This is a genomic window from Erythrobacter sp. JB1-15 (assembly GCF_057365035.1).
Map to the genome: position 1 here is coordinate 1931287 of NZ_CP200295.1, position 14863 is coordinate 1946149.

The following is a 14863-nucleotide window of genomic DNA, read 5'->3' on the forward strand; positions in this document are numbered from 1 at the left end:
CGAAAGATAGGATTGGCTTGATGCATTTGCCTGAATGCTGATCCGCTACAGCCTTGTTGATCTGGTCCAACCTATAGGTGCTGAGCAATCTATCGACGGGCAGGTCGCTCGCCAGAAAATGATCTCGCCATTCCCCCGAGGCAAGCAATGGGTAAACATCCGGACTTTAGATGAAGGCGAGACGGGGAGGCCATATCAACCCGTGTTAAACGGCTGAGCACATACCCTAGACGGCCTCCCAGCCCGATGAAAAGCCTAAATCTGCCGTCCCAAGCCAAGTGTCTCCTAACCCCGGAGAGACGTAGGGTCACTTGCTAGTCAAATGATAATGGTTATACAACTACCCCCTTGAGCCCTGAATATGCGCTCATCAAGATGGAGTTTCGCATCGGCAAAAAGTCGAGCGGAGTTGGAGAGGGGAAAATTTATGACACGCAAGTTAGCAGCATACGCTGCTGGCCTAATGGCCTGCAGTTCGTTCACCGCACCGGCATTCGCGCAGGGAGCGGACGCGCTGGAAGCGCCGGACGAGAATGATAGCGTAATTATCGTGACGGCTACCCGCCGTGCGGAAAACCTTCAGGAAATTCCGCTCGCTGTTACTGCCGTCAGCACCGAAGACTTGGACCGCCAGGGGATTGCGGATGTTCGGGGCTTGGCAGCTGTATCGCCGAGTTTCAATTTAAACTCATCCGATACAGAAACCGGTGGTACAACGATCCGTATCCGCGGTGTCGGCACCACTGGTAACAACATTGGTTTGGAAAGCGCTGTCGGGGTCTTTCTTGATGGTGTTTATCTATCGCGTCCAGGCGCGGCACTAGGCGATCTCGTCGATGTTGAACGGGTTGAGATCCTACGCGGGCCGCAAGGCACCCTGTTTGGCAGGAACACTTCGGCCGGTGCGCTGAACATCACTACAAAGAGGCCCGCGCTTGATGCGATCGAAGGTTTCGCCAATGCCAGCTACGGTAACTTCGACTTCATGAACGTGCAGGCGGGTGTCAGCCTTCCACTTGTAGAAAACTCCCTTGGGGTCCGCGTGTCGGGTGCTTATCGCAGGCGCGATGGCTTGCTCACCAACCAGCTGGGCGAGGACCAGAACAACCGCGACCGTTACTCGCTTCGCGGACAGGTTTACTGGGAGCCTTCGGCTGATGTCAGCCTGCGCTTTATTGCCGATTTTGCAAGCGCCGATGAAAGTTGTTGCGCTGCTGTGCTTGTTCGCGAATCCGAATTGTTCGCCAGCGGGGCTGCGTTCTTGGCCAATGGCCTTCCGGCTGATGGCGGGGCACCTTTCATTGGAAGCCCGGACAACCAAGGAAGCATATATTTCGACCGCTTGAACAACACGACAAGCGACCTCGCAAACGGCTATGACAACTTGGGCTTTTCTGCAGAATTGAACTGGGATCTCAGCGACAATGCGTCGCTGACCTATATCGGATCTTACCGTGATTTTGACGCCTTCACGGCGCGTAGTACCGACTATATCGGTTTGGCTGTCTTTTCGGTCGGCACTGGCGATTCCATTTTCAACAATCCAAATAACATTCCAAATCTCACCGAGGTCGAAACCATCACGCATGAGCTTCGCTTGCAAGGTGAAGCTTTTGACGGCGGCTTGGACTGGTTGGTTGGTCTGTACTACGCCGATGAGCAAATCTCTACAAATCCCGAAGGCAGCCTTGGGCTCGGTCCGGATTATGAGGCATACATCAATTCGTTCCTGACAGCTATCGGACAGCCTAGCGTGGATACGCTGGCCTTTATTGCCACAGGGGGCTTGCGGGCAATCCGAATGCGCTCACCGATGTCGATTTTACCGGCGCTTTTGCGCAAAACGTCTTCACGCAAGATGCAGAAAGCTGGTCAATCTTCACGCATAACACCTTCAACATCACCGATACGCTCAGCCTTACAGCTGGCCTTCGATATACCGACGACAAGAAAAGAGGCGCCTTCACTCAGCTAGCGGCTCAGAACGAGCCCTGCTCGGTAACCAATCCAGCCTTCGGTGCGACAGGGCTCAACGGTCTATTGTGCTTTGTCTTCGCGGTTCCGGCTGATGTACCGGGCGCTGTTGGATTGCCGCTAACCTTTGGTAATGGCGCACAAGGCGGCGCATTTGACCAATTCGACGATGACGAGCTTATCTACACTGGTAAAATCGCATGGGAAGCGTCGCCAGACGTGAACACCTATCTGAGTTTTACCCACGGCTATAAATCGGGTGGCTACAACCTTGATGCATCTGCCAGTGTCGGCGGGCTCGATCCACGTTTCGCTTCTGAAACGATTGATGCGTATGAATTTGGTCTTAAAGCGACCATGTTTGATGGCCGGGCGACCGCAAACCTGGCTGTCTTCCATCAAGACCTCAGCAACTTTCAGGTGCTTGAGTTTACCGGCGTCGCCTTCCAAACCTTTAACGTGCCATCTGCAAAGAGCACCGGGGCCGAGCTGGAATTCCAGATGCAGGCAAGCGATGAGATCGCGATCAACACAGCTATGACCTACTCGGACGCGCGCTATCCAACCGATTGTGTTGCTGGCGATCCAAATCCGTTGCCACAGGCGGCAAATCTGTGCGGAAACGATCTGACGAACGCACCTCGGTTCGTGATGAATGCGGGCATGGTTTATGAAAGCCTCATCACCGATTCCGGTTGGGGAATGGCAGCGAGTTTCAACTTGCGCTATGAATCTTCCCGCCGGACCAGCACGCAAGCGACCGAAGTGGGGTCGGACATTCTGCTGCCGTTTGATATTCAAGGTGCGAATGTCAAAGCCAACGCACGGGTCGGTTTCACCACGCCAAGCGAGATCTTCACCATTGAGTTCTGGGGTAACAATATCTTCAACGAGCAAACCCGCAACGTCACGTTCAACACGCCGCTACGCGGGGTTGCCGGGGCGCGTTCACGCGGTGCCTTTCTTGAAGATCCGCGCACATATGGTGTGACGGTCCGTACTCAGTTCTGATCTCGGCTCAAATCTCCGCAGGGGCTGAATGGGTGGTCGGCTAATATACCGGCCACCTTTCCCATTTTTGGCACTGGTTGACCGCCAGGATCGTGAATAGGTGCGCCGCCTCCCCGGCCGCTGAGGCCCTCTCAGAAAGAGCGCTGGCCAAAAGCCTCCCGCATGAATGGGCGCTTGGGCAAAATCGCCCACCGTCAGCTTAGATAGCCAATGGGTCCATCAAGATGCGGATGATACGACCATGTCGCGCTGAAGCGTTCTGCCCGCAAGCAGGTAATGCAACGCTGCCCAGCCATAAATGCAGCTGAAAATGACAATGGACCACTGAAGTCCGCGTGCCTCCGCGCTGGAGCAGGCTTTCATGGCTTCCAGCTGTGTACCGCCGAGCGCCGTCTTTGCCTCAGCCCCAAGCGAAAGCAGCGGCTTGCACGTCTCAAGCGTAAGCCCAAGCGCTTGCCCATCGAGGAACATCGTTTTCAAATATGTCGAGAGCACGCCGATGACAGGCGGGCCAAGGCCGTAGCCGAGCAAATTGACCACAAACAAAGTGATCGCAACCGATGTTGCGCGCATCCTGCTGTCAACTACTCCGCCTGATACAGCATACATTGGCCCAAGGTAGAAATAGTGGATCATCGCGGCAATCATCAAAGACGGCACTGCCAACCACAGATTGGGCATAAGAAAACCAAATGCGTAGAGCGGCACGGAAAGCCCCATGCCAATAGCAGGCAACCACGAGAGCGCATTGGGATGTTTTTTGGATATCCTGTCAGCTAGCCATCCTGAACTGAACACGCCAATCGCCGCCATCAGGCCTAGCACAACCCCGTAAAGCAGTGAAGCGTCCTGGATTGTAAGGCCGTGGGTGCGCAGCAAGAACGATGTGGTGAATTGGCCCACGCCATAACCGACGAATGAAGCAAGCGTCGCGCCGAATACGATGTGGCGATAGGCTGGTTTTTTGGCCAAAACAGCCAAAGCCTCCCTAAAGCTTGCTTTCTCAAGCCCCTGAAGCGCAGCGGGATCGGTGTAGCCACGCGGTGGCTCTTTAATTGAACGCCATACAATCAGCGACAAGAGCAGACCTGGCACACCGCATACGACAAATGCGACCCGCCAGCCTTCCACTTGGGACCAATCGAGGTCTCCGAACAGAAAACCAAGGCCTATTGCGTTTACCCAAGCCCCGACTTGTGAGCCTTCTAGTCCTGCAAGCTGACCGCCAAAAACCGAGGCGAGCATTCCGCCCAGCGGCACGCCCAAAGCGTAGACGGAGACTGCTGTTGCACGCCGGGTCGGAGCGAAATAGTCCGCAATGAGAGATTGGGCAGGCGGTGTGCATCCTGCCTCCCCGATGCTGACCCCAATTCTAAACAGAAACAGCATCATAAATGACATCGCAAACCCGCACAGAGCCGTGAACAAGCTCCACACCGCGACGGCAGATGCGATGATCAGCACACGGTTATACCGTTCAGCGCCGCGCGCGATTGGGATGCCGATAAAGGTATAAAGCACTGCAAAAGCTGGCCCACCAAGCAAGCCCATCTGCCAATCTTCCAGCCCAAAAGTAAGCTTGATCGGCTCCGTCAGGATATTGATGATCGTGCGGTCGATGAAATTGAAGATATAAACGATGAGCAGCGCGATCAGGACATAGGCGCGGTAGCCTGGCGAACCGAAACCCTCGGACGCTGGCGCAGCGCCAGTCTGTGCGTGCATAGTCGCTTCGGCCATCAATTTCTCCCAAACAGCATTCGTCGATATCAGGCCGAGTGGCTCTCGGCGCTGTCACCACGCAGCATTCCATTGCTGAGCGCACCCTCTACGTATTTGAGCCGTGGGTAAAGCCTGATGATTTGGACTTTGCTTTCCGTCCCAAGAATTCGGCTATAGCCGGTGCTCCCACCATGAGCCGATTGCAGACCGTCCGGTCTTGAATGGGTTAATGGCTAAGGCTGACCTTCTGCTCGCGGCCCAATTGCAGGCCCTGTTCTCAAAGATTGATGCTGCCATTGGTAGTTCGCATCCTGATGCGGCAGATATCGAACAACAGCGAATCAGCAGGATACGCCGCTCTAGGCAAGGGCGTTGGTGCCTGGATGATATGTTCGCGAAAATAAACGGCTAGACCCATTCCCTCGTGCAAGCGGCCGATCAGTAAGCCGAGGTTCTCGGTAGATACGTCACCAAGAAACGAGACAAATCAGCAGCTTTTAGATTTTTCTAGAAGGCGCTGAAATGGCATGAAAACCCCTTCCGAAGTGGTCACTGACGGCCTCAAGTCGCACCCTTCAGCAATGCGCGATCTTGACATTGAGGTTCGCCCCCAAATGGGAAGGCGGCCTATGCTAGCGTAGACGAGTACGCATTGAGCTGACATCACCCTTTGGCAGGCAGGCAATCAGAGGAGTCCGTCAAAAGCAGGGGTTCTAGGCGCATATTAAAGCGGAGCGTCGGAATTGCGCTGGTGAATTCCCTGTCCATGCTTTGAATGCGCGCGTAAAAACAGCTTGATCTGAATATCCAAGCAGGCTTGCGATGTGAGAAATGGGTTTGGCGGTAGCGCCAACATATTGCCTCGCTAACAGCTCTCTTTGCTGTTGCAGTAAGCTCCTGAAATCGGTTCCTTGCTCTTTCAGCTTCAGTTGTAAATTGCGCTCGCTCATACCGAACTGATGGGCCAGGGATTTCAGAGTGCACAAACCCAGCGGCAGCAATTGCAAGATCAAGTTTTGCAAATGCCAAACCAAGTCGCTTGGTGCTTGCGGGGCGAGAACGTCAAGAGATTGCTGAGCGAAGTGAATGACTGAGGCGGAATCGAGCAAGACGGGATTTGCGAGCAGATGAGAAGCGAAAAACAGCGCGTCTACTTCTTGTTCGTAGAGGATCGGAGCATCAAAAAACTCTCTGACGGGTTGATCACTGCAGCTTGGCTTAGGATGGGTGAAATGCACCTGTGTAAGCTTCAATTGCTGTCCAAGAAGTCCCTGAAGCACCCGCATTGAAGTCGCCATACTCATCTCGTTGATCTGTCTATGAGCGATCAAACCGGGGTTCTTGATTTGGTAGGAGAGGGAGGCAAGGCCGCCGTGCTCGTGGTTGAGCGCAACCACACCGCCCGGGGAATGGACATACATATACTTGCCAACATTCCTGAGCGCTTCTTCAGCTGTTCGGCACGCTGATAAAAGCACAGTCATCTTGCCCAGAACTTCGATCGTATGCGTTTGCCCTATTTCCAATCCAAGATACGGCGCATTTAGGCTTTTGGCGCAGTGCTCCATCAATTCAACGACAGCGGGATAATTTACATACGTGTCCGCATGGTCGAACATCTCTGATTGCAGGCCAAACGCAGAAAGCAAGGTGGCGGGGTCGCCTCCGTGAAGTCTTATGACTTCGCGCAGACCCTTAAACCCTTCCGCGCGCTTGAAATCGCCGGAAGGCACTACGCCGCTGAACATCGGATTGACGGCCTTTTGGTTCATAGAGACCGCCCCTAAACCGGTTTCGTCAATTGCAAAATAAATTTCGCCAATTGCAAAGAAATTGCGTGTTGATCAGGGTAGAGGTCTTCACGGAGAGTGAGGATGCCCAGCGAACGCTGAATTGGATTTCGGCCTTCAACGGCCGATTTGGACGAGTTGCCACTTTCGCTGTCGCAACCAACCGAGGAATGCTCTTATCCTGCGTCTGGGTCTGAAAGGCAACGCATGACATTTGACTATGTAATCGTAGGCGCGGGGAGCGCTGGGTGCACTTTGGCAAATCGGCTCAGCGAAGATCCGGATGTCTCGGTCTGCCTCTTGGAGGCGGGCGGCACGCATAAACATTGGTCTGTCTGGGTACCTGGTGCCTTGATCTGGAACATGGTCACCAGAAAACGCAATTGGGCGTTTGAAACTGTTCCGCAAAAAGGTCTGAATGGTCGCAAAGGATATCAGCCGCGCGGAAAGGTTTTGGGTGGCAGCTCTGCTCTCAATGCCATGATTTACATCCGCGGAGACGCAGAAGATTACAATGCATGGGCGCGATTGGGCAATGAAGGGTGGAGTTATGATGATGTCCTCCCATACTTCAAAAAGAGCGAGCATTTCGAAGGCGGCGGCGATGATTTTCACGGCACGGGCGGTGAGCTTAATGTCGCAGCCTTGCGTTCACCGGGCTCAATCAATGGACGGTTCTTAAATGCCTGTTCAGAGATGCAAATCCCGCGAAATTCGGACTTTAATGGCGCATCGCAGGAAGGGGTTGGTCTATATGATGTGACTCACAAAAATGGCGAGCGCTGGTCGACCGCGCGTGCTTTTCTTGATCCGATAACTGAGCGCGACAACCTTACGGTTGTCACAGGAGCCCATGCCGAAAAGTTGATTGTGGATGGCAAGCGCGCCGTTGGCGTGCGTTACCGCGATGGGAAGAAAAGCAAAGAGCTTATGGCCCGGCGTGAGGTGATATTGAGCGCAGGCGCATTCGGCTCTCCGCAATTGATGCTGCTTTCTGGCATTGGGCCCAAGGATAAGCTCGAACCGCACCGCATTGCCCAATTGCATGATCTGCCGGGTGTGGGTGAGAATTTGCAAGATCACCCCGATTATGTGCTGAGTTGGGATTCAAAGCTTAAAGACAATCTGGGCGTGTCAGCGGGCGGTTCGATACGTCTGCTTCGTGATATTCTTCGCTATCGGCGCGAGCGCAAAGGCATGCTTTCCTCCAACTTCGCAGAAGGCGGCGGTTTTGTATATGTAGACCGCACAGAACCATCGCCTGACATCCAATTTGTATTGGTCCGCGCGGTGGTGGATGACCATGGCCGCAAGCTGCATATGGGGCACGGATTTAGCCTCCATATCACAGTCATTCGTCCCAAAAGTCGTGGCTCGCTATGGCTAAATGATGCCGACCCCGCTTCTCCGCCGGCGATTGACCCTGCGTTCCTCGAAGATGAGCGTGATATGGAAAAGCTGGTGAAGGGCGCGAAGCTCGCTCAGCAGATTGTGCAATCCAAGGCGTTTGATGACGTTCGGGGTAAGCCCTTCTATGCCAGTGATAAGGAAGATGAAGCAGAGCTGCGTGCCGATATCAGAGCCCGCGCTGATACACAGTATCACCCGGTGGGCACATGCAAAATGGGCCGCGATCCCATGGCCGTGGTCGACCCCCGCCTTAAGGTCCATGGGATTGAGGGACTGCGCGTGGTTGATGCCTCAATCATGCCCAATCTGATTTCAGGCAACACCAATGCTCCGGCTATCATGATCGCAGAGAAAGCTGCCGATATGATCAAAGAAGACAATAAAGCCGCTGGCTGAACGAGAGGAATAAAATATGCGCCTTAGAAGTTTGACATTGGCTTTCGCTTGCTCCGCCAGCCTAATCGCACCGACCTTTGCTCAAGAGACCGCCTCTCAGCAATCTCAGTCTATGCCTGATTTTACGGATCGAGCCGATTTTGAAGCCGCTCAACGCGGTTTCATCGCGACATTTCCCGAAGGCAAAATCACCGCCGAAGATGGCAGCGTGGTCTATGACTACGCAGCCTATGATTTCATGCAGGGAGAGGCTCCCGGCACAGCCAATCCGCTGCTTTGGAGGCAGGGGCAGCTTAATGCTATTCATGGCCTGTTTGAAGTTACTGAAGGCATTTACCAGGTGCGCGGATATGATCTGGCCAATGTCACGTTCATCCGCGGGGAAACCGGTTGGATTGTGGTTGACCCGCTGATCACAAAGGAAACGGCCGCACGCGCTCTCGCATTGGTCGAGCAAGAGCTTGGCAAGCACCCGATCGTCGCGGTTCTTTTTACTCATTCTCACATTGATCATTATGGCGGCGTTCGCGGGATTATTAGCGATGATGATGTTGCCAATGGCGTAAAAGTCATTGCGCCTGAAGGGTTTGTGCGGGAAACTGTCAGCGAGAATATTCTTGCCGGTAACGCAATGGCGCGGCGTGCATCCTATATGTTCGGCTCGCTTCTTCCTCGTTCAGCACAGGCGCAGATCGGCGTTGGTCTTGGCCCCGGTATCTCCAGAGGTTCTGCGGGTATGATCGCGCCTACCCACATTATCGATCAATCTGTCCAGACGATGGAAATCGATGGCATCGAGTTTGAGTTCATGCTTACTCGCGGCGCAGAAGCGCCAACCGAGTTTATGTTCTACCTCCCTCAATTCAAAGCATTTTGTCAGGCGGAAATCATCAATCGCACTTTGCACAACCTCTACACTCCGAGGGGTGCAAAAGTGCGCGATGGGCTGAGTTGGAGCAAATATATCGACCAAGTAGTCTACACTTATGGCGATAAAACCGACATTTCATTTGGCTCCCACCATTGGCCCACTTGGGGGAATGAAGAGATCTTAGAATTCTGGTCAGGCCAGCGCGATCTTTACCGCTATATTCATGATCAAACGCTGCGCCTTGCCAATCAGGGGCACACGATCCACGAAATTCCGGAAATGCTAAGCCTCCCCGAAGGTCTGGCGAGCCAGTTTCCCAATCGCGGCTATTACGGTTCGGTCAGTCACAACGTAAAGGCGCAATACCAGCTCTATCTCGGCTATTTTGACGGCAATCCAGCCAATCTTGATCCGGTGCCGCCTGCTGAGGCTGGACGTAAATTTGTGGAATATGCGGGCGGGGCTGCAGCTGTAATTGCCAAGGCGCGCGCCGACTTTGCCAATGGTGAATTGCGTTACACTGCAACGGCTCTCAATCATCTGGTTTTTGCAGAGCCCGATAATACAGAGGCCGCCGAGCTCTTAGCGGAAGTCTACACGCAGCTCGCCTACCAGGCAGAAAGCGGGCCATGGCGCAATTTCTATCTGACGGGTGCCAAAGAGCTGCGCGATGGAGTTGCGGATCTACCAGCAACAACCACCGCCTCGGCCGACACGATCCGTGCTTTGCCACTGGATCTGTTTTTTGAGTTCCTTGGCGTGCGACTGAATGGGCCTGAGGCTGCAAAGCAGGATCGGACTTTCAACTTTCGTGTCGGGGATACAGGTGAGCATGCGCTGCTGTTCGTAAGCAATGGGACTTTGCATTACCGGATGGGACACAGTGACGCTGACGCGCCGACTTTGCAGATCACAAGCGAGGCCTTGGTTGCGCTCAACACTAAGCAGAAAACACTTCCCGCGCTCCTTGGCGAAGGCAGCGCATCTGTCACTGGTGACGCTGCGACGGTTTTCGGCTTCTTCCGGCTGATTGAGGAGCCGGAATTCTGGTTTGAAATTGTTCGGCCATAGATTTTTCTTCATTCGTCCAGAGCTGTCTATGAATGAAGCGCATCGACGCATGTGTGTGGTCGGGGGCCGACCTGCCTTTGTGCCGCGAGCTAAACGTCCGATTCCAAAAGCGAGCCAAGCAAATGCAGACCGTCAACTTACATTACAGTTTGCGCCATCGGCCGATGGACGAAATTGGGAGTTGAGGCAGGTGGTTAGTCCGGTGCGCTGCAAGAACGATCGGGCGGAGGCCTCGCACTTACTGTTCCGAAGAAGAGAGCGGTCGAGGCTCAGGCTTTGACAGATGTAGTCGCGGCAGAGCTTCGCCTCAGCCCACGCCAACGTCCACAATCACTTCAATTCTGACCGCCAACGGACCGATAGAAAATCGTAAAAGGCCATCCGCTAAGCCGCATAGGTTAGGTGACAAAACTCATGGCCTTAATACGAGGCGAGGAAGGGAAACTTGCGCGAGCGAGACGTTTGTTGCGATTCTGACTGACAGCACCCCTTTTTGCTTTTTTCTGACGGCACCACCGGGCTCAAAAGCCACAACCTCAACCTCGCATGCCAAATTGGTATTACAGACTTATCTCGATAGGTCTACAAATTGGGTTGACAAAAAATAATGCCAATCTATCCCATCAAACAATAATTACAGAATCACATGGGAGAGGAATGATGGGCAATCGGCTTACGCCGTCGCGGGGGTATTCGCGCAAACACCGTATTATCACTGGAATGTTGGTTGGTTCAGCCATTGCCCTGATACCGGGCGCGGCATTTGCTCAGGATGAGCAATCGGGAGCCTCTGTTGATGGCGGCGATGAAGACAATACGATCATCGTCACCGGCATTCGCAGTTCTTTGCAAAGCGCTCTGAACGAACAGCGTAACGCAGACAGCCTGATTGAAGTTATTCAGGCAGAAGACATTGGTAAGTTGCCTGACCAGAACCTTGCCGAGGTGCTTGAGAACGTCACAGGCGTGCAGATCACCAGAACCGCTGGCGTTGGTACTGGGGTTCAAATCCGTGGTACGAATGACAACCAAGTGCTTATCAATGGCGTTAAAACCGTGTCGGCAGGCACCGGTCGCGGCGGCATCAGCTTCGAAGACATTAACCCTGCCATCATTGGTTCGGTAGAAGTTATCAAGGCTCCAACTGCCGCCACACTTGAGGGATCGGTTGGCGGTACCGTTAATCTTCGCACAATTCGTCCGCTTGATATCACTGACCCCATTATCGCTGTGCGTGTGCAGGGTGAGTATAGCGAGCTGTCTGAAAGCGTGAAGCCGCGCATTTCCGCCAGTTTCGGCAATGTTTGGCAAACTGGCGGCGGCGAAATTGGTCTTGTGGTCAGTGGTAGCTACACCGAGCAAGAGGCAACCAGTTTCCGCCCGCGTGTTGACCGCGATAACCTGATTAACGCCAACGATTCAGTGACGGCAGCTGGTCTCCCAGGCCCTGCCAATCCGTTTCTAAATATCCAGTTCCTCAACCAGGAACGCGAGAATTTCGAATACGACACAATCAACCTTGCGGGGTCTTTGGAATGGGCGCCCAGCGACAGCCTGATGTTCTTCCTCGATGTGATCTACAACGACCAAGAACGTCGTCAGGACAGCTCACGCATTCAGGGTTCAGGCGTCAGCGCGGTCGACCGGGTTAATGTTCCTGACACGTTTGAAACCGTCAACTTTGGCTCGCTTGATGGGTTGGCATTGGGAAGCATCGAAGCGGCGCTGACCGGGACGATTCAGCCCAACCTTGCTCAGGATGATGATGATCCAAACCTTCGTTTTTCCAGCGATACTGGCGCGCGGCTAACCACTAGCGAAGTGTATCGTTTGGGCACCGAGTTCGAAACAGGAAAGCTAACCACTCGCGTTGAGCTGTCACGTTCCACTTCGGACACATCCAACCCGAACCTCAGCACCACGCTCAACTTTATCAACCCGAACCCGCTTACTCCGCTGGATGGGTCCAGCAATGATAACAGCGTGCCGTTTATTTATGATCTGACGGGCGGCTCGCTGACTTTCGGTGTTGATTTCGATTCTGCCTTTTGCGCCCACCGTTGCCGATTTGCTTAACCCGGCAAACACGGTGCTGGATGCGGTGACGAACAGCAACAACACCACTGAGAACAAAGAAGACGCTTTCCGGATCGACACCTCGCTTGATCTGGAAGATACCTTTGATTTCATTACATCTGTTGATGTCGGTTACCGCTACAATGACAGCTCAACTGAATTTAATCAGCTGCGCTCCACCTTTGGTACAGGCGCAATTGCGAACAGCCCCAGCGGTGCTGATCTGGGCGGTCTGATTGTTCAAGGGCCAGACAATTTTGGTGCTTTTGATGGCCGCGAACTTGCGTTCCGTAACTTCGTCGTGATCGATCCAAATCAGGCTTTCTCCAACCGCGACGAAGTGTTTGCGCAGTTGCAGGCCGCATTGGACGCAACGCCGGGTGGCATGGCAGCGATTGCTGGCGGTGGCCGTTTGCTCAATGACCTTGATCCAAATGCATCGGGCAATCTGAGCGCGTCATTCCGCGTTGAGGAGCAAACCCATGCTCTATACGGTCAGGTCAATTTCGAAACTGGCCCAATCCGCGGCAACATTGGTGCGCGCTGGGTTGATACAAGCATCGATTCATTCGGCAATGCAGTCGCCAATGGGGTCGCCTCACCTCTGACTTCGAGCGGCGGCTACAGCGAGTTCCTGCCGCGTGTAAACCTGATCGCAGATGTTGCCGACAATCTGCTTTTCCGGGCCAGCTACACCGAAGATATCAATCGTCCTGACTTCGACGATCTGTCGCTGTCTGTGTCGTTCCCGACGGGGCCAAACAACGCTGTGTCGCTGGGCAACCCCAATCTTGCGCCAGAAACGGTGCGGTCTTACGATGCCTCGCTTTCGTGGTACTTTGCGCCGTCATCGCTGTTGAGCATTGGGTTCTTCCACAAGGATCGCACGAACCTGTTTGTCACTCAGCTCGAAGATGCTGTTGAGGATGCCAACGGCTTCCGCGACATTACAGATCCATGTGAGGGCGGCGGTATCTTCAACCCCGTGCCAGACCGTAACGTTCTGTCGCCAACACCGGGCAACGGCCTGTGTGTCCCGCTGCAAACCATCGTGAACGATACCGCGACCACATCGCAAACAGGTATTGAGATCGCGTTCCAGTATGACCTGTCGCAATTTGAAGACACGCTTGGTTTTGCATCGGGCTTTGGTGTCATTGCAAACTACACCTATCAGGACTTCAGCGGCGGCGAGGCGACACAGACCGCCTCGGGCCGCGGTCAGGACATCTTTGAAGCGATCAATGCTAGCGTTCCTGATCCAGTTGAGGCGGTCCAAGGGCTGCTCGATTTCTCAGAAAACGCTTACAACCTGACGTTGTATTACGAGAAATACGGATTGTCGGCGCGTGCACGTTACACTTGGCGCGATGCGTTCCGCACGCTTGACACGGCGGCTGGTGCTTCGCTCAATTCGACGCTGGGCTTTCCGACTGTGACTTCCGCTCGCGGTCAGTTGAACGGTTCGATCGTTTATGAGCTCACCGACAATATCGCCCTTGGCGTTGAAGGTGTGAACCTGACGAAATCCCGGATTGAGCAATTCTGCGTTAATGACGGGGCGCTGCTGTGCTTCCAAGGATTGCCTGATCGCCGGATCACATTCGGCGCGACGGTGCGTTTCTAAGGTTCAATCGTTAAAAGTATCGCCAGCCGCTATTGCCCATTTTTGGTGCGCAATCAGCGGCTGGCCTTACCACAGATTGAACAGTTCAATTGTCTAGGAAAATTGGTATAGGCCTTACGATTACCTTGAGCTGGAGCCTTTTTGCAGATGAGTAGCAAGCGACTTTTTCAATCAGTGGCTGAGCAGATTGCCCAGTTGATCGATGAAGGTGCCTACCCGCCTGGCACGAGGTTACCGGGTGAGCGGGAGCTCGCTGAAAAGCTGGGCGTAAGCCGGGTGACAATCCGCGAGGCTGAAATTGCATTGCAGGCTATCGGACGCCTGGAAATTAAGACTGGGTCAGGCGTTTATGTAAGCGATAGCAAGCCCTTAGTTGGTGAGGCGCTTCCCAATGCGAGCGCATTTGAAGTGACCGAAGCTCGCTTGCTGGTTGAATCCGAAGCGGCTGCTCTTGCTGCGCACAACATATCTGATGATGCGGTTCTGAAGCTTGAAAAACTGGTTGAGATAATGCGTATCGGGACGCCGGAACAGGCGGATGAGGCTGATGAGAAATTTCATGCCACCATTGCCGAGGCTTCCAACAATGCCGCAATGGTCCATATGATCAAATCAATGTGGCGGATGCGCGAAGATATCCCTGACGTAAAGGCCACCTATCAGGCTGTTTGCGTTCATGATGCGGAAACGCGCACCGCGGAACACCGGGCTGTGTTTGATGCCTTGAAAGCGCGCGATCCTGCTGGCGCGCGCGCGGCAATGCGGGAGCATTTCCACCGTTTGCTGGAAAACATGCTTGAGGCGACCGAGCGCAAGGCGCTGGAGCAAGTGCAGCAGCAGGCAACCGAAAGTCGCGAACGCTTTCTGGCCTCTGCCAAAATCGGTTAGACCGATTGGTATTACAAATTATATAAT

Annotated in this window: 9 protein-coding genes; 7 read left to right on the forward strand and 2 right to left on the reverse strand. The window is 53.9% G+C overall.

The features are described 5' to 3' along the window. Positions 1–427 precede the first annotated feature (427 nt). Complete coding sequence (locus tag AC0V6L_RS09375; protein ID WP_486154008.1) at positions 428–1975, forward strand: TonB-dependent receptor; 1548 nt, start codon at positions 428–430, stop codon at positions 1973–1975. Continuing rightward, on the forward strand, positions 1876–2985 hold the full coding sequence (locus AC0V6L_RS09380) for a TonB-dependent receptor domain-containing protein (protein WP_486155094.1): 1110 nt from the start codon (positions 1876–1878) through the stop codon (positions 2983–2985). Before AC0V6L_RS09375 ends, AC0V6L_RS09380 begins: the two co-directional genes overlap by 100 nt. A gap of 219 nt (positions 2986–3204) precedes the next feature. On the opposite strand, the gene AC0V6L_RS09385 is transcribed toward AC0V6L_RS09380, so the two are convergent. After that, positions 3205–4725 carry a spinster family MFS transporter gene (locus AC0V6L_RS09385; protein WP_486154010.1) on the reverse strand — a complete coding sequence of 507 codons (1521 nt, stop codon included), beginning with the start codon at positions 4723–4725 and terminating at the stop codon, positions 3205–3207. A 695-nt stretch (positions 4726–5420) separates the two neighbouring features. Then, positions 5421–6479: an AraC family transcriptional regulator gene (locus AC0V6L_RS09390; protein ID WP_486154011.1), complete on the reverse strand. Its 1059-nt coding sequence runs from the start codon at positions 6477–6479 to the stop codon at positions 5421–5423. Between the two features lie 225 nt (positions 6480–6704). Here AC0V6L_RS09390 and AC0V6L_RS09395 point away from each other — a divergent pair, with 225 nt between their 5' ends. From AC0V6L_RS09395 to AC0V6L_RS09415, 5 genes are all read left to right on the forward strand, one after another. Further along, the gene (locus AC0V6L_RS09395) at positions 6705–8303 is read left to right on the forward strand and encodes a GMC family oxidoreductase (RefSeq protein WP_486154012.1); all 1599 of its coding nucleotides are present in this window, start codon (positions 6705–6707) and stop codon (positions 8301–8303) included. Positions 8304–8415: 112 nt separating this feature from the next. After that, complete coding sequence (locus AC0V6L_RS09400) at positions 8416–10245, forward strand: alkyl/aryl-sulfatase (RefSeq protein WP_486154013.1); 1830 nt, start codon at positions 8416–8418, stop codon at positions 10243–10245. 657 nt (positions 10246–10902) lie between these two features. Further along, the gene (locus tag AC0V6L_RS09405; RefSeq protein ID WP_486154014.1) at positions 10903–12321 is read left to right on the forward strand and encodes a TonB-dependent receptor plug domain-containing protein; all 1419 of its coding nucleotides are present in this window, start codon (positions 10903–10905) and stop codon (positions 12319–12321) included. After that, the gene (locus AC0V6L_RS09410; RefSeq protein ID WP_486154015.1) at positions 12272–13948 is read left to right on the forward strand and encodes a TonB-dependent receptor domain-containing protein; all 1677 of its coding nucleotides are present in this window, start codon (positions 12272–12274) and stop codon (positions 13946–13948) included. Before AC0V6L_RS09405 ends, AC0V6L_RS09410 begins: the two co-directional genes overlap by 50 nt. A 174-nt stretch (positions 13949–14122) precedes the next feature. Next, a complete protein-coding gene (locus AC0V6L_RS09415; protein WP_486150192.1) occupies positions 14123–14836 on the forward strand; it encodes a FadR/GntR family transcriptional regulator in 714 nt (237 codons plus the stop codon). Positions 14837–14863 lie beyond the last annotated feature (27 nt).